Raw genomic sequence first — 14,500 nt, 5'->3', positions numbered from 1 at the left:
AGTGGGTGATTTTTCACCAAGCCGGGTGGCACCGCAGGTTTGATCTTAGACCTGTCCCAGCAAGTAACTGTTGGGACAGGTTTCTTTTATGATATAGGAAATTTCTCCGAAATTCCTATATCATAAAAAGCGCTCCGCTATGGATGCGCACTCGCGCGATAGGAATATGTTGCCTTCAGCAACCGCGCTCGGCGCGAGCATGTTGCAAGCAACATGCTTTCTTGTTTCATAGAAAATATCGTTCCTATGATATTTCAGAACAAAACGTCCCATAATACTTGATTCCACTTACAGAAAGGACAAAAAATCATGAGTGAAGAGAAAAAAATCCCTTACAAAATCTATTTAAGCGAGGACGAAATTCCGAAGCAGTGGTACAACGTCAGAGCAGATATGAAGAATAAGCCTGCTCCGCTTCTTAATCCCGGTACTCATAAGCCAATGGGCTTTGAGGATTTAAGACCTGTTTTCTGCGATGAGCTCATTAAGCAGGAGCTCGATGATACAACTCCTTATGTTGATATACCGCAGGAGGTTCAGGATTTCTATAAGATGTACAGACCCGCTCCCCTTGTAAGAGCTTACTGCCTTGAGAAGGCACTTGGTACACCTGCAAAGATTTATTACAAGTTTGAGGGTAACAACACAAGCGGAAGCCACAAGCTCAATTCAGCTATCGTTCAGGCTTATTACGCTAAGAAGCAGGGCCTTAAGGGCGTGACAACAGAGACCGGTGCAGGTCAGTGGGGAACAGCCCTCTCAATGGCTTCAGCATATCTCGGAATTGACTGCAAGGTATATATGGTTAAGGTTTCTTACGAGCAGAAGCCCTTCAGACGCGAGGTTATGCGTACCTACGGCGCAAGCGTAACACCTTCTCCTTCCATGGAAACCGAGATAGGAAAAAAGATCAATGCAGAGCATCCCGGCACAACCGGATCTCTTGGATGCGCAATTTCAGAGGCTGTTGAGGTTGCTACAAAGACAGAAGGCTACAGATATGTACTTGGAAGCGTGCTTAACCAGGTTCTTCTTCACCAGACAGTTATCGGTCTTGAAGCAAAGGCAGCGCTTGATAAATATGGTATAACACCTGATATTATTATAGGCTGCGCTGGCGGCGGATCCAACCTTGGAGGCCTTATTTCACCATTCATGGGTGAGAAGCTCCGTGGTGAAAAGGACTACAGAATCATCGCTGTAGAGCCCGCAAGCTGTCCCAGCTTTACAAGAGGTAAATTCGCATATGATTTCTGTGATACCGGAATGGTATGTCCTCTTGCAAAGATGTATACCCTTGGCAGCAACTTCATTCCTTCCGCTAACCACGCCGGAGGACTTAGATATCACGGCATGAGCCCTATTCTTTCACAGCTTTACCATGACGGTTATATGGAGGCTGTAACCGCTGAGCAGACATCCGTATTTGAGGCAGCTCAGAGATTCGCAAGAGTTGAGGGTATTCTTCCCGCTCCCGAGAGCTCACATGCAATCAAGGTTGCTATCGATGAAGCCCTTAAATGCAAGGAAACAGGCGAAGAGAAGACAATCCTCTTTGGTCTTACGGGAACAGGCTACTTTGATATGGTTGCTTACCAGAAGTACAATGATGGTGAAATGACTGACTATATTCCTTCAGACGAGGAACTTCAGAAGAGTTTTGCTACATTACCGGATGTTGGAGAACTTTGATGAAACTCTAAAAACAACACAATCTCCGATCAGGAAAATATCTTTCAAAAACAAATGTTTTTGGCAATTTTGCTAATAGGCATCTTTTGATGTGAAAAGGTAAAATGAATCTACTTGAAGAGGAATTACATAATCTTCAAAATAACCTGAGGCCAGGCAGTGCTGGGCGTTTGATCCCGGCATTGTCTGGCTTCGCCAATTAATCTATGACTTTTTGCAGGCATTTCCGCTTTTGCCAGCAAAAAGTCATTGTAAATAAGATATCTTTATACAATAATATTTTTACCAATAAATCAGACAAATCTTAAAGGAAAAGAAATGAAAACATCGAGATTTACCGGAACACTTGCGTCATTGACTTTGCTGGCCATGTGCCTTTGTTTTTCAGCATGCGTGCCGCCACGTGTGCAAAATGAACAACCCGATATAAAGGAAGAGGAAGAAGTCTCAGAAGAGGAAGTAGAAGAAGCTCCTGAAGAAGTTACCAAAGAGGTAGAAGAAGAGATCACTGAGGTCGAGGAAGAAGAGCTAAATGAAACATACTCAGAGGGAGATAATACAAATTGTGAGATAACGGTGTACAAGGAATATCGGGGCGAGCATGAGTCATATTTTTTATCCAGGGGCGACAAAATCGCTGTTATATCGCCTTCAGCACTTCCAAACCGCGAGCAGGTTGATGCTACAATAAACGGACTTAAAGAGTGGGGATATGTTCCGGTTGAGGGAAAATACGTATGCACTGAATCGCGCCAAGTTAAGGATGTAGTCAGGGATTTTAAGTGGGCGCTTACAGACCCGGAGATTAAGGCTATCTTCTGCGTGAGGGGCGGATTTGGAGCAACTTATGTGATGGATTCAATATCTGCTGATATGATAAAAAGAGCGGAAAAACCCATCATCGGCTACAGTGATATAACTGTGTACCACTCAGCCTGGACTTATGCAGGACTTCCATCAATGCATGCCTGCATGAGTGTAACATTTACGGACCTTGCTGAGGAATGCAGGGAGGCAGAGCGGCAGATGATGATGGGATTTATTCCTTCATACAAATGCGAAACCGAGGAAAAATGTATACCGGGAGAGGCCACAGGAATTCTTATAGGAGGAAATCTTGCGACTTTTACTACGGTTGTCGATACGGTCTATGACTGCACAAAAACCGGGCAACCCTATGTGCTGTTTTTTGAAGATATAGCTGAGAATCTGACGCATATTCAGCGGTATCTTACGGTACTTAAAAATACCGGAGTTCTCGATAATGCCGAGGCTATCATCTTTGGTGAGTGGACAGATATTCCCACTGTGAAGGGCGGTGAATACGCATTTCCCCGAGGTGGTAAGTTTTCGTCAGTTGCAGACATGATCAGGAAGGAATTACTGGTTGATCTGAACATCCCTGTTGCCTTCGGTTTTCCTGCAGGACACGCAAATGTGAATTATCCACTCCTTATGGGTGAAAAAGTACATGTAAATATATCCGAAAACAGCTACACCATAGATTGGGAGTAGTTTAAACTTTATAAAATATTCGAGAAGGCTGCCGTAGTGCGGCCTTTTTTATGATATAGGAAATTTCTCCGAAATTCCTATATCATAAAAAGCGCTCCGCTATGGATGCGCACTCGCGCGATAGGAATATGTTGCCTTCAGCAACCGCGCTCGGCGCGAGCATGTTGCAAGCAACATGCTTTCTTGTATTAATTTACATTAGAATACTTTAATGAAAATTTATTGCTTTTTTACAATTTAAATAATCAAATTATCGTATGATTTAATATGAATGAAAATGGCATTTCATTTACATATCGATGAAAAAATTATTGTGATTATCCTGTGATAGTCATGAGTTTACTATATAACTATGAAAATAGTTACCATAAATGCCGGCGAGTATATAGCGATCGTCGGTGCCACAGGTTGCGGCAAGACCACGCTGATGCGTCTCCTTTTGGGATTCGAGTCACCGCAAAAGGGTGCGATTTATTACGATGGTAAGGATTTAAGTAAGCTTGATCTGCAGTCACTTCGCAGGAGAATCGGCACAGTTATGCAGGGCAGCGGCCTTTTCCATGGCTCCATCTACTCAAATATTATGGTCTCCACGCCGCACCGCACACTTGAGGATGCGTGGGAAGCGGCTGAAATTGCTGGAATTGCGGATGATATAAGAGCAATGCCCATGGGGATGAACACAGTCATCTCCGAGGGACAGGGAGGCATTTCAGGCGGCCAGAAGCAGCGCATCATGATCGCCCGCGCCGTTGCATCAAAGCCCAATATACTGATGTTTGACGAGGCCACAAGTGCGCTCGATAACAGAATACAGAAGCAGATCTCCGAGGCCCTTTACGGCCTTGGCTGCACGCGAATCGTAATCGCACACCGCCTCTCAACCATAAAGAACTGCGATCGAATCCTCGTATTTGATAAGGGACGGATCGCAGAAGAAGGAACCTATAACGAACTTATAGAGAAAAACGGAATCTTCGCGGAGCTTGTCGAAAGGCAGAGGGTAGATGTTAATTAACATGTAAAGAAGCCCTCTGTTGAGGGAGTGTTGAAGGCAGAGAATAATCTAAAGAAGCCCTCTGTTGAGGGAGTGTTGAAGGTAGAGAATAATCTAAAGAAGCCCTCTGTTGAGGGAGTGTTGAAGGCAGAGAATAATCTATAGTGCCTTCTCCCATTGGGAGAAGGTGTCAGCGAAGCTGACGGATGAGGGGCAAAGGAGGTCATATTATGGCAGTATACAGATGCAAAGCATGCGGATACATTTTTGATGAGGAAAAAGAAGGCAAGAGCATAAGAGACATCGATGTGTGTCCAAGATGTAAGCAACCTGACGACAGGTTTGAGCTTGTTGAAGAGACACCCGCTGATGGAGAAAACGGCAGTAATGCGCATTAAGCGCATTACTGCCTAAGCTTTTATCTGTGTTCGCAAAAATGATATCTGCGCTTGCTCCTGAATAATTTTTAGCGGCTTTGTCTGTTCACAGCGCCTTCCATCTCTGACGGAAAAGGTCTGCTCGAACTTCTCAAAAGTTCCCAGTATAAGCCGGATTACCTCCACCTGACCGATTTGCTGTCCGACCAGGACACCGTCTGCCAAAATATTCAGGCATCCGCTTAAAATCGAAAGCATACATGGTAACAGAGCTGCCCTGTATTCATTTTTCAAAAAATTTGTATTCTGGATTAACATATCTGTACTGAGCTTACTTGCGTAATCTACATTAATGCTTCTCTGTTATATTGTATTTGGATGAAGGTGGGGAAGGAATTAAATAAGTATTAAATAATTGGAATCAATGTATTATGCGTATTTTAATACAAATTTCATAAAACAAATCCTTTCGGTTGTCGTAGGCGGAAACCCACTGCCCTTGGGCGGTGGGAGGAGCCTTGTAAATTGTTAACCCACGCCTTTAGTGGTATAATATTCTTATAGAGAAAACCGTTAGGCAGATGTATCTGTGAGGTTACATATCGACCAAAGGCACTCTTTTTGAACATTGGCAAGTATATATAAGGTTGCTGTCAAATGTCCTGCGACAGCGTAAAATATACTCAGGCATTACCGACTGTACGGCATGGGAAGTTTAGTACCTGATACAGTTGTATAAGAGCATATCTCTTATACAAAGGGTGTTGTCAATCACCCGTTAATGCGACACCACGGAAGTTACACCGCATCAAAGGTAGGAGCTTTTAGCGAACTACTGGGTAGTCGCAAGCCCATCGGTCTTTAGACCGTGGGTAATTGACAATAGTTACATGCCAGGCATGGTATATTGAAAGAAGTGGTAGATGTTTATACGCTTTCTTAGGTGCGTTTTAAAAGGATAGGTATAATCAATGAAAAGGAGCAGGCGAGCCGGTAGGCCAACAGACGCTTGGCTGGTGCTATTTTTTCGGTTACGGTGTGGAACAGGATGAAGAAGAGGCGTTCAGGCTTTATATGCTGGCTGCCGATCAGGGGTATGTTTTGGCAGAGTATGCCGTCGCTTACAGCTATTATACCGGTCTTGGTGCAGAGCAGAATTACGGGGAGGCTGTGAGATATTTTAATCTTGCAGCGGATCAGGATTTGGTTGAGGCATGGGTGGCGCTTGGTGAATGCTACTACAAGGGCAATGGCGTAGAAAAGGATTTTGAGAAGTCCGCCGAAATGTATCAGAAGGCCTTAGATCACGGTTTTGAGCCCGGAGAAGAGGATCAGGCTATTATCGACGAAGTACTTGGATAAAAAAATAACACTAAAACAAAGAAGGTCTTATGGGTAAAAAATTCGAGGATTTGCTTTCATATCTGATCATCATCATCGGCGCACTTTTAGCCAGTTTTTCTGTTATATGCATTCTGATTCCCAATGATGCGATTGACTATGGAACAGCAGGCATTGCGATCATCATCAGTAAGCTCACTGGAATCAATCTTTCCCTATGTGTAATTGTAACCTTTGTGCCGTTCTGGATTTTAGGCGCAAGACGCCTCGGCAGAACATTTGGCATTAAATCACTCATCGGCTCCGTTGTTTACACAGCGGGGCTTGAAGCGTTTAAGATTGTGCCCTTTGAGCTAAATACAGAGCACTTCCTTGCTGTTGCATTCGGAGGAGCGATTCTTGGACTTGGACTTGCGCTTATCCTGAGAGTGGGCGGCTGTATTGATGGATCGGAGATACTTGCGAATATAATCGTTGATTTCCTTGAAGAGAAGACGGGCAGGAACCACAGTCTTACATATTTCCTGCTAGCCTTCAACGCGTGTGTATATATTGCGGCATTTATCGTAATAAATCAGAATGCAGCACTCCTTAGTCTCTTGGTTTACGTGGTCGCAACATCAGTTATCACCAATGTTACCGACCACTTTGATGCTATCAAGCAGGTAACCATCATAACGAAAGACCCCGATAATATCGTAAAAGAAATAAAAGAAGAGCTGAATAAGACCTGCACTCTTATGAATTCCTACGGAATGATCGCAGGAGAGAATAAGACACTTATCTGCTATGTGAGCTATTTTGAACTTCAGAAAATGAAGGAGATCATCTCCCGTAATAAGGGAAGTTTTAGTACCGTATCTACCATAGATGAGATACTTAGGTGATATTTACTTCAGATGGGATATTAGGATGGTATCCACTTTTGATGAGATATTAGGATGGTATTCACTTTGGATTAGATATTAAGATGGTATTCACTTTTCATGTAGACATTTTGTTGGCACTATGTGATAAAACTGTGATATGAGGTTTTATAACATAATATCGTCAGTAGGTAAGAGACGCGATGATATGTTTATATAGGGGGATATTTTAATGAAAAACGGTGCTATGAAAATAGAGATATATACCATAGCGGCTACAATGGCAGTTCTGGCCTTTGTTTTAAGCGTGAGTATATTCGGAAACATGAGTGTCCAGGTGGGCACTGAAACAATTCAGGATTCACCTGTAGCAATGGCTGCGAAGCTGGGTGATGGAGTTTTAAGCATGGATGCTCCTTACTTTGAGAGAGGAGTATATGCTAATTACTCTGAAGGCCTTGAGAATCCTGAGTTAAAATACTTTTATGTATTCGAGGATGGCGCAGTTGGACATACAGAGGACAGCACAGTAGGAATAGGTCTTCCATTCAAGTGCACCCAGACAAATGGAAAGATAATGATAAGATTCGGCGGAGACGAGGAGCCCGAAGAGATCCTCAATATCACAGCTGTGGAGAATGGCGTTATTTATGGATATTTTGATGGCGCAGAAGACCGTCCCATGAGCTTTAAGCTTATTGAGGACGCTGATCCGGATAGCTTTGATGCTGTAGAATACATGAATGCGGCAAGGTAATAATATATGAATAGTGAAATGTAATAATATATGAATGCGGAGATAGCGGAAGCAAAAAAATAAGTGCTTACAACAAGAAAACAGCAACAATATGCTTGATCACAAACAAAATTGTTGCTGTTTCATTTATTTGGCTTAATTTCGTACCCATCTACATATCCGGATTTACAGGCTATAAGACCGGGCAATCCTGCCTGACTAGGATGTCATTTCAATAAATGCCTTAATTGCTGGGCTAAGGTGCTTGTCCTTGTGGACGAAAACCTGCGAATAAATGGGGAAAGCATCACCTTTCCAGTTAAGTCTTTTTAAGGAACCATCATTTAATTCATCTATAGCTACCATGTCAGGAATAAACGCTACGCCAAGTCCATTTTGCGCAAACTGCTTTAATATGCTTTTGTTGGAGGTTTCAAGGGCGATGGTTGGATGAACTTCATGCTTATCAAGTGCAGAGAGGAGCATGGCTCTAAAGCTGCATTTATGTGAAGTTAGCAGAAGAGGAACGCCAGCCAAATCCTTCTCCTTCACGGATTTTTTAGCTGCAAGAGGATCACTTGGAGCCACATACAGGCCCAGTGCTTCTTCTTTTTTATGTAAGAGACTCAGTTCATCGCACTCTATGAGAGGATTCAGGGTGTAAACGAGATCGAGTTCACCGTTTTTTAGTAGCATGGGAAAAGTGTCATGCATGATGAATTGGATCTGAATGGACACCTTCGGATATAGCTTTTTATACTTCATGAGAATGTCAGGAATCCTGTTGTAGCACAGAGACTCTGATATTCCGAGACGCAGCGTGCCGGAAGGCTCATCTCCTTCAGGGACTGATAATTTTATCTCTCTTTCCAGCTGAATCATTTTCATGGCATAGCCCAAAAGTCGCTCGCCTTCGGCGGTGAGAACGACTTTTTTCCCAAGCCTGTCGAAGAGAAGGCATCCAAGTTCATCTTCAAGCTGCTTCATCTGCATGGTCACGGTTGACTGAGCATAACCCAGTTCAGCTGCAGCTCCTGAGAAGCTTCCCGTCTTTTCAATGCTTATAAAGGTCTCAAGCTGAATTATTGTCATAGAAAATCTCCTAATTCAAAATAAATGAATTAAAATATTAAATATTTCAATTTTACTGAATTGTCTTTTGCTGATATCATACACCTAAAAAATAGGAGGTGCAAGCAATATGGGCATAGAAGTTAGGAATCTGTCGAAGACTTACAGGCGGCGCCGTGCCGTTATCAATGCGGTTAATGATATCTCTTTTACTGTTGAGACGGGATCAATAACCGGATTCATTGGGGCAAATGGTGCAGGAAAATCAACTACTATCAAGATGATGACCGGAATTCTCACGCCGGATGCGGGGGCTATAAGTATTGATGGAATGACTTTTGAAAAAAACAGAAAAGATATCATGAGAAGAATTGGCGTTGTCTTTGGCCAGAGAAGCGTGCTGTGCTGGGATATTCCGATAATAGAGACCTTCAGACTTTTCAAAGATATCTATCGAATTCCGACAAACATCTACAAGGAAAATCTTGAAGCCTTTTCAGATATTCTCGGCATTGACAAGACCATTCACAAACCTCCAAGGCAGCTTAGTCTCGGAGAGCGCATGAAGGCTGATCTGGCGGCATCGCTCCTATATAATCCCGATGTTCTTTTCCTTGATGAGCCTACGATTGGCATAGATGTCCTGTCAAAAGAGAAGATCAGGAATTTCATAAAGAAGATCAATAAGACCCGGGGGACCACTATCATTCTGACCACACACGATATGTCGGATATAGAGGCACTTTGCGAGAATATGATCATTTTGGAAAAGGGTGCGATACGCTACGATGGCACACTTTGCGGACTTAAATCGGATGCTCACACTGAGAATCTTGAGACCATTGTGAAAAATATCTTTGCTGGGGAGGCGGTATGAGAAAATATCTACGTTATTCCTATATTTCAATAAAAGAATATCTCGCCTATCCCAGTAATATTCTTGCGGAGCTGGCATCAAAATTAATATATCTTTTCATGCAGATTTGCTTGTGGAAGGCGCTGTTTGATGGCTCTACAATGCATGGAAACCTAAGCTATATTGATACAATTAAGTATGTCGCAGCGGCCTGCATCGTTTCCATCATTATCGAGTGCAATACCATTGATCGCATGAATCAGCAGATCCGTAGCGGGGACATAGTGAATGACCTTCTTAGGCCAATGGATTTCAAACTGATGATGCTGTTCAAACACTTTGGGAACACTGTGATAAAATCGCTTCTTATCGCGGTTCCGACCTTTTTGTTTGCTATCAGATTGATTTCCGGTATTCCATTTTCTACAGACAGGCTTTTGTGGGGGCTGATTTCCGTGAGTTTGGCGTATGCCATCCATTTTCTCTATTCCCTGGTCATTGGAATGCTTGCATTTTTCCTGATCGTCACATGGCCACTCAACATGCTTCTTGGGGCAATATACAAGATACTTTCAGGTATCTGGATCCCTGTGACTATGTTTCCTGAGTTTCTTTACAGGATCAATATGTTTCTCCCTTTTCGCGCTGTGTACGCGATTCCCGTAAGCCTGCTTACAGGAAGTGCCGGGGACGTTAAGGGGAGTATATTGTGCCAGCTCATGTGGCTTTCAGTATTTTTGATCTTGGCAGAATTTGTTTGGATGAAGGGGTATAAAAAGCTGGTTGTTCAAGGAGGTTAAACTAGATATGAATTATCTGCGTGTTTACAGAAGATTTGTCATTACCTACATGAAAGGAAAGCTTGAGTATAACATGTCGCTGGCCTTTGAGCTTATCGCAAACACAATACTCATCAGCGTGTTTTTCTCGGGGTTCTTCGTTATCTTTTATAATTTTGACTGCATCGGAGGGTGGAACAAGTATGAAACTCTTTTCATGATGACCAGCAGCTGGCTCACATATTCCGTGAGCTGTTTCTTCTTCTGGAGTCCCATGAAGGACATGGGGGAGCTGGTGCGCACTGGAAAACTCGACCTCTATCTATGCCGCCCCATAAGCCCCATGGTGTACCTGATCCTTGAGCAGTTCCAGTACACATTTATCCCGAGGCTGACTTTGGCGCTTGTTTTTTGGATTTATAGTATTGGAAAAATTGCCATCCTTTGGACTCCGGGAGCCATCATCTATTACGCAATCAGCATGGTATCGGCTTTTGTCATATACTCGTCAATCACTGTGATCACAGGTTCAATCAGCTTCTGGGCCATAAAAAGTGAGGCTATAGTGTCACTACTCACCAACAATAACTATGGCCTCAAGAATTTTTCAGACTATCCAATTACAATCTATGGCGAGGGCACAGCGGTGCTTCTGACGTTTGTCATACCCTACGCCCTTACAGGATATTACCCAATCGCGCATCTCCTAGGAAAAACGGTTCCATTCCCGGTTGCTGCATATATATCGCCGGTGGTCGCCCTGATCATCGCGGTTATCAGCTCTGTGCTGTGGCATATGGGGCTTCGCCGATATGAGTCGGCAAATTAACAGATAAGTACGCCATTTTTAACATAATCATCAAATGCTACGTCTACATCGTCCGATGGATAATATTTCATGTACTCACCAAAAGAGAATGGATAAAGTTTCACCTCGAATACTCTTCCACCAAACAGTGTTGCCAGGTCGCTTGAAAGTAAGAAGCATTTTATGCTTGACATAAACTAACATTGTTAGTATAACGTAACTAATAATGTTAGCTTTTGTTTCAGAGAGGTGAGTTATAGGAGAGCGACATGAAAATAGAAAATGATAGATTGATAATTAGAGATGTAGCACAGTCGGATGGAGAGGCGTTCATTAATATGGCTTCTGATGGGAGCCTGAATGATGTAGGCTTTGACAAAGATTGTAGTTCCTGGATGGGCGACTGGATTAAAGAAGCACAAAATCTGGCGCGAGAGGACAATCCTCGAAAATATTATCTTGCTTATGTGATTGAAGATAAAAAAACAGGTTCGTCTGTCGGATCTGTTGGATGTTCATTTTATGAAGATTTGAAAAAAGTCGGCATTACTTATTTTATCGGAGCTGATTTTCGTAATAATGGATACGCTTCAGAAGCAATAAAAGCGTATGTTTGTTATTTCTTCGAGCATTACGATGAAAATGAGATAATTGCCACTATACGTGAGGATAATCTCCCATCATGGAAAACGATAGAAAGAGCAGGCTTTTCATTGACAGAGAAAAAAATGTACAAAGATATCAATGATGCAGAAGAAGAGCTATATAGATTTTATTTGGTGGAGCGTAAGAGATAAATGAATATACATATTCAACTTGCAGATATGAAATATCTTGATAGCTGCATAGACATTTTGCAAAATTCTGATTTAGGAAAAGCGTATTTTAGCGATCATGAAAAGGCAACTAATATGCTTACATATGCAATGGGACAAGAAAACATATATGTTGCATTGGATGAAAATGAGAAATGTCTGGGGTTTATTTACTACATGACGAATGGTGTTTTTGGAAGCTACCCTTATCTTCATATTATTGCAGTAAAGGAAGAATACAGGAATTATGGCATCGGTAAACAGCTTATGAAGTTTTTTGAGGATAATGCTTCCGATTCTTCTTCAGCAAAATATTTTTTAACTGTAGATGATTTTAACCCGAGAGCGAAGAAATTATATGAAAATCTGGGATATAAGTGTGTTGGAGAACTAACTGATTTTTATAAAGAGGGGATTAACTGCTATCTGATGATGAAAAGAAGAGGGTAGAGACATGTTATCTTTTGTAGTTAATGTATAGTAAAGAAGTGTACTGTCAAATGGAAGGCTGCATGAAACTTGATCAGGATGAGCAGCGGCTGCTAAAGGAACTATTAGAAAAAGCGATTGTAAAGATGGAGATATAGATATCCCATCTCTATATCTTGTGGTTGCAAATTTCTGAAATAAATAAAGGATTCTGATTGTTAATTGTAGGCAATCGGAATCCTTTTTCTGTATAATTGTGAAATAGGATTAAGTTATCAGATAAAATTGAGGTGATAGAAATGGTTACAAAGCATGTTGTTGTCCTTCCATACGATGAAAAATGGAAGCAGGATTTCCTCATGATTAAAGATGAGCTCACATCTGCGCTTGGACAACTTGCAATGGGAATTGAACATGTTGGCAGCACATCTGTGGAGAATTTATCTGCAAAACCCATCATTGATATAGATGTTGTCATTAAGGATTACACAGTGTTTGAGGAAGTTGTAGCAGCTTTGGAATCAATAGGCTATAGCCATGAAGGCGACTTAGGTATCGCTGGGCGAGAGGCATTCAAATATGACGGCAAAGAACATTTGAGAAAACATCATTTATATGTGTGCCCGGCAGATTCACCGGAACTGAAAAGACACATTGCTTTCAGAGACTATCTGCGGAATCATTCTGATGCTGTGCGAGAATACAGCCATATCAAAGAAGAAGGAGCAAAACTGTATCCCTATGACATTGAGCGATACATAGAACATAAGTCTCCGTTCATCGAGAGGATCTATGCAGAAATAGAGCAGCAAAATTCTGATTTTGAAAATAAAGGTGGAAATAATAAATGAGTAAATTTAGGATACCTAACGTTAATATCTTTCATTTTGGTAAGAAACCAAACAGTGAGCAATATCTTAGCGAAGATATACCTTTTGATCCCGACAAACAGATAGCTGTAATTAAGTGCAGTATCTGTACCGGAGAGCAGGTAGCAGGTTTTAGGAATAAAGAAGATGGTCATTTCACTGAGGTAATGCTAATTAGAGATGATAATGATTTAGAAAAGTTTAAGGAAATATACAAGTTAGATGAGATAAAGAAAGAATACTAAAAATTCGCAGTTTATAGAAATAAGAAATTATGTTTAACGGAAGCTGTAAAAAAAGCCTTCGGCGCACAGAAGATGAATTATGAATGCCTGGGAAATGGTGAAGGCGGTGCACATATTCATTGGCATTTGTTTCCAAGAAGAGCCGGTGACATTGAAAATTATGGAAACAGCGGCAAAGGCCCTGTTTGGTGGTATCCAACTGAAAAGATGTATTCTGACGCAAATAGGCCGGGAAATGAAGAACTTGAGGAGATGAAGGAGAAGCTTCTTAGGGAGTTGGATAAATTGGAAAATACTACAGGGAAAAAATGATTGAAGGATAAAATCATTATGGTAAAGAATGATTCAATATGCATCAAATTAGCTGATACGGATGAGGAATTGTGCGGGAGAGGATATGTGCATTGTACTTCATGGCAAGAAGCCTATAGAGGTATTGTATGTGACAGATATCTTGATACGATGACTGTAGAGGCTACAACAGCGCGTGCCAGGCAGTTCCCGGAAAATACTCTTGTAGCTAAGGATAAAGAGAAAGTTGTAGGATTTGCAGTATATGGGCCATCAAGAGATGAAGATTTGATGGATGCAGGAGAGGTTGTAGCAATCTATGTACTTTCAGAGTATTATGACCAAAAAATAGGATATAGATTGATGAATGAAGCATGTTCCAGGCTTAGTGAATATAACACTATATTTGTGTGGGTTCTTGAAAAAAATGAGAGAGCCATTCGTTTTTATCACAAATTTGGCTTTGAATTTGATGGGTGCAAAAAGCAATGGAATCTTGGCACTCCCGTTTCAATAGTCAGAATGGTAAAGAAAAGAGAGTAAACTTGCGAGATATCGGGCTAAACAATAGGGAATTATATTCCAGGTGAATGTGGTCGTTAATTGCTTCACATCCGGTGCATAAAACGTATTAAAATACATTTTAGATAACACAAAAAGGTATTCATGATCGACTAATTTTAGAATTTTTGGAGAAAATGTACATTGTTTTTATGGATGAGCCGATATATGATATAGGTAAGAAAAGGCAGAAGCCTTGGTGGGTTGACACCTAAAATCTGATATTTTTTCCGGACGTAGGTGCCGGAGGTT

General features: G+C 41.6%; 19 protein-coding genes, 1 pseudogene and 1 other annotated feature (1 of these 21 running past the window's edge). Of the genes and pseudogenes, 17 read left to right on the top strand and 3 right to left on the bottom strand.

Features of this window, described 5'->3' with window-relative positions; translation table 11 throughout:
* Nucleotides 1-62, top strand: a binding site (T-box leader) (it extends 189 nt beyond the left edge of the window).
* 247 nt (nt 63-309) lie between these two features.
* From G586_RS0108415 to G586_RS26035, 4 genes are all read left to right on the top strand, one after another.
* Nucleotides 310-1,692, top strand: a complete 1,383-nt coding sequence (locus G586_RS0108415; protein ID WP_026527407.1) for a TrpB-like pyridoxal phosphate-dependent enzyme — start codon at nt 310-312, stop codon at nt 1,690-1,692.
* Nucleotides 1,693-2,010: 318 nt separating this feature from the next.
* Nucleotides 2,011-3,207 (top strand): S66 peptidase family protein, encoded by a 1,197-nt coding sequence (locus G586_RS0108405; protein WP_026527406.1) that lies wholly within the window; start codon nt 2,011-2,013, stop codon nt 3,205-3,207.
* A gap of 352 nt (nt 3,208-3,559) precedes the next feature.
* Nucleotides 3,560-4,225 carry an ATP-binding cassette domain-containing protein gene (locus G586_RS0108400; protein ID WP_026527405.1) on the top strand — a complete coding sequence of 222 codons (666 nt, stop codon included), beginning with the start codon at nt 3,560-3,562 and terminating at the stop codon, nt 4,223-4,225.
* A 209-nt stretch (nt 4,226-4,434) separates the two neighbouring features.
* Nucleotides 4,435-4,602: a hypothetical protein gene (locus G586_RS26035; RefSeq protein ID WP_155834066.1), complete on the top strand. Its 168-nt coding sequence runs from the start codon at nt 4,435-4,437 to the stop codon at nt 4,600-4,602.
* Between the two features lie 12 nt (nt 4,603-4,614).
* Here the strand turns inward: G586_RS26035 and G586_RS0108385 are convergent, their stop codons facing one another.
* Complete coding sequence (locus tag G586_RS0108385; RefSeq protein ID WP_026527404.1) at nt 4,615-4,839, bottom strand: hypothetical protein; 225 nt, start codon at nt 4,837-4,839, stop codon at nt 4,615-4,617.
* 762 nt (nt 4,840-5,601) lie between these two features.
* Between G586_RS0108385 and G586_RS27215 the strand changes: the two are divergent.
* The 4 genes and pseudogenes from G586_RS27215 to G586_RS0108370 form a co-directional block, all read left to right on the top strand.
* Nucleotides 5,602-5,667: pseudogene (locus tag G586_RS27215) on the top strand (hypothetical protein); the annotation flags it as partial.
* Nucleotides 5,656-5,943 (top strand): tetratricopeptide repeat protein, encoded by a 288-nt coding sequence (locus G586_RS22220; RefSeq protein WP_051204655.1) that lies wholly within the window; start codon nt 5,656-5,658, stop codon nt 5,941-5,943. The pseudogene G586_RS27215 and the gene G586_RS22220, both read left to right, overlap by 12 nt.
* 29 nt (nt 5,944-5,972) lie before the next feature.
* On the top strand, nt 5,973-6,809 hold the full coding sequence (locus G586_RS0108375) for a YitT family protein (protein ID WP_026527403.1): 837 nt from the start codon (nt 5,973-5,975) through the stop codon (nt 6,807-6,809).
* A gap of 211 nt (nt 6,810-7,020) precedes the next feature.
* A complete protein-coding gene (locus tag G586_RS0108370; protein ID WP_026527402.1) occupies nt 7,021-7,545 on the top strand; it encodes a hypothetical protein in 525 nt (174 codons plus the stop codon).
* Between the two features lie 198 nt (nt 7,546-7,743).
* Here G586_RS0108370 and G586_RS0108365 read toward each other — a convergent pair whose 3' ends face one another.
* Nucleotides 7,744-8,616 carry a LysR family transcriptional regulator gene (locus tag G586_RS0108365; RefSeq protein WP_026527401.1) on the bottom strand — a complete coding sequence of 291 codons (873 nt, stop codon included), beginning with the start codon at nt 8,614-8,616 and terminating at the stop codon, nt 7,744-7,746.
* A gap of 109 nt (nt 8,617-8,725) precedes the next feature.
* Between G586_RS0108365 and G586_RS22215 the strand changes: the two genes are divergently transcribed.
* From G586_RS22215 to G586_RS0108350, 3 genes are read left to right on the top strand one after another with little or no spacing between them, the layout of a single operon-like run.
* Complete coding sequence (locus G586_RS22215; RefSeq protein WP_051204654.1) at nt 8,726-9,472, top strand: ABC transporter ATP-binding protein; 747 nt, start codon at nt 8,726-8,728, stop codon at nt 9,470-9,472.
* Nucleotides 9,469-10,251, top strand: coding sequence for an ABC transporter permease (locus G586_RS0108355; protein WP_026527400.1), 783 nt, complete (start codon nt 9,469-9,471; stop codon nt 10,249-10,251). Before G586_RS22215 ends, G586_RS0108355 begins: the two co-directional genes overlap by 4 nt.
* 7 nt (nt 10,252-10,258) lie before the next feature.
* Nucleotides 10,259-11,059, top strand: a complete 801-nt coding sequence (locus G586_RS0108350; protein WP_026527399.1) for an ABC transporter permease — start codon at nt 10,259-10,261, stop codon at nt 11,057-11,059.
* Here G586_RS0108350 and G586_RS26030 read toward each other — a convergent pair.
* Entirely contained in the window at nt 11,056-11,232 is a 177-nt protein-coding gene (locus tag G586_RS26030) for a hypothetical protein (protein ID WP_155834064.1), read from the bottom strand. The two genes, G586_RS0108350 and G586_RS26030, sit on opposite strands and share 4 nt — an antisense overlap.
* A gap of 75 nt (nt 11,233-11,307) precedes the next feature.
* On the opposite strand from G586_RS26030, the gene G586_RS0108345 reads away from it, so the two are divergent.
* From G586_RS0108345 to G586_RS0108315, 6 genes are all read left to right on the top strand, one after another.
* Nucleotides 11,308-11,835 carry a GNAT family N-acetyltransferase gene (locus G586_RS0108345; RefSeq protein ID WP_026527398.1) on the top strand — a complete coding sequence of 176 codons (528 nt, stop codon included), beginning with the start codon at nt 11,308-11,310 and terminating at the stop codon, nt 11,833-11,835.
* Entirely contained in the window at nt 11,836-12,303 is a 468-nt protein-coding gene (locus G586_RS0108340) for a GNAT family N-acetyltransferase (protein ID WP_026527397.1), read from the top strand.
* 278 nt (nt 12,304-12,581) lie between these two features.
* The gene (locus tag G586_RS0108330) at nt 12,582-13,133 is read left to right on the top strand and encodes a GrpB family protein (protein ID WP_026527396.1); all 552 of its coding nucleotides are present in this window, start codon (nt 12,582-12,584) and stop codon (nt 13,131-13,133) included.
* Nucleotides 13,130-13,396 carry an aspartate dehydrogenase gene (locus tag G586_RS0108325; protein ID WP_242831987.1) on the top strand — a complete coding sequence of 89 codons (267 nt, stop codon included), beginning with the start codon at nt 13,130-13,132 and terminating at the stop codon, nt 13,394-13,396. The genes G586_RS0108330 and G586_RS0108325 overlap by 4 nt, the downstream gene beginning before the upstream one ends.
* A gap of 72 nt (nt 13,397-13,468) precedes the next feature.
* The gene (locus G586_RS22210) at nt 13,469-13,708 is read left to right on the top strand and encodes a hypothetical protein (RefSeq protein WP_330363256.1); all 240 of its coding nucleotides are present in this window, start codon (nt 13,469-13,471) and stop codon (nt 13,706-13,708) included.
* Nucleotides 13,709-13,726: 18 nt separating this feature from the next.
* Nucleotides 13,727-14,230, top strand: a complete 504-nt coding sequence (locus G586_RS0108315) for a GNAT family N-acetyltransferase (protein ID WP_196811563.1) — start codon at nt 13,727-13,729, stop codon at nt 14,228-14,230.
* Nucleotides 14,231-14,500 lie beyond the last annotated feature (270 nt).

The organism is Butyrivibrio sp. VCD2006, from assembly GCF_000423925.1.
In the GTDB taxonomy this organism is placed as follows: Bacteria; Bacillota; Clostridia; order Lachnospirales; family Lachnospiraceae; genus Butyrivibrio.
The sequence above is the reverse complement of the archived record's forward strand: the minus strand, read 5'-3'. Positions and strand labels throughout refer to the sequence as shown.

Coding starts and splice junctions, on each gene's coding strand:
- G586_RS0108415 (WP_026527407.1), top strand. CDS start 310: ATGAGTGAAGAGAAAAAAATCCCTTACAAAATCTATTTAAGCGAGGAC.
- G586_RS0108405 (WP_026527406.1), top strand. CDS start 2,011: ATGAAAACATCGAGATTTACCGGAACACTTGCGTCATTGACTTTGCTG.
- G586_RS0108400 (WP_026527405.1), top strand. CDS start 3,560: ATGAAAATAGTTACCATAAATGCCGGCGAGTATATAGCGATCGTCGGT.
- G586_RS26035 (WP_155834066.1), top strand. CDS start 4,435: ATGGCAGTATACAGATGCAAAGCATGCGGATACATTTTTGATGAGGAA.
- G586_RS0108385 (WP_026527404.1), bottom strand. CDS start 4,839: ATGCTTTCGATTTTAAGCGGATGCCTGAATATTTTGGCAGACGGTGTC.
- G586_RS22220 (WP_051204655.1), top strand. CDS start 5,656: ATGCTGGCTGCCGATCAGGGGTATGTTTTGGCAGAGTATGCCGTCGCT.
- G586_RS0108375 (WP_026527403.1), top strand. CDS start 5,973: ATGGGTAAAAAATTCGAGGATTTGCTTTCATATCTGATCATCATCATC.
- G586_RS0108370 (WP_026527402.1), top strand. CDS start 7,021: ATGAAAAACGGTGCTATGAAAATAGAGATATATACCATAGCGGCTACA.
- G586_RS0108365 (WP_026527401.1), bottom strand. CDS start 8,616: ATGACAATAATTCAGCTTGAGACCTTTATAAGCATTGAAAAGACGGGA.
- G586_RS22215 (WP_051204654.1), top strand. CDS start 8,726: ATGGGCATAGAAGTTAGGAATCTGTCGAAGACTTACAGGCGGCGCCGT.
- G586_RS0108355 (WP_026527400.1), top strand. CDS start 9,469: ATGAGAAAATATCTACGTTATTCCTATATTTCAATAAAAGAATATCTC.
- G586_RS0108350 (WP_026527399.1), top strand. CDS start 10,259: ATGAATTATCTGCGTGTTTACAGAAGATTTGTCATTACCTACATGAAA.
- G586_RS26030 (WP_155834064.1), bottom strand. CDS start 11,232: ATGTCAAGCATAAAATGCTTCTTACTTTCAAGCGACCTGGCAACACTG.
- G586_RS0108345 (WP_026527398.1), top strand. CDS start 11,308: ATGAAAATAGAAAATGATAGATTGATAATTAGAGATGTAGCACAGTCG.
- G586_RS0108340 (WP_026527397.1), top strand. CDS start 11,836: ATGAATATACATATTCAACTTGCAGATATGAAATATCTTGATAGCTGC.
- G586_RS0108330 (WP_026527396.1), top strand. CDS start 12,582: ATGGTTACAAAGCATGTTGTTGTCCTTCCATACGATGAAAAATGGAAG.
- G586_RS0108325 (WP_242831987.1), top strand. CDS start 13,130: ATGAGTAAATTTAGGATACCTAACGTTAATATCTTTCATTTTGGTAAG.
- G586_RS22210 (WP_330363256.1), top strand. CDS start 13,469: ATGAATTATGAATGCCTGGGAAATGGTGAAGGCGGTGCACATATTCAT.
- G586_RS0108315 (WP_196811563.1), top strand. CDS start 13,727: ATGGTAAAGAATGATTCAATATGCATCAAATTAGCTGATACGGATGAG.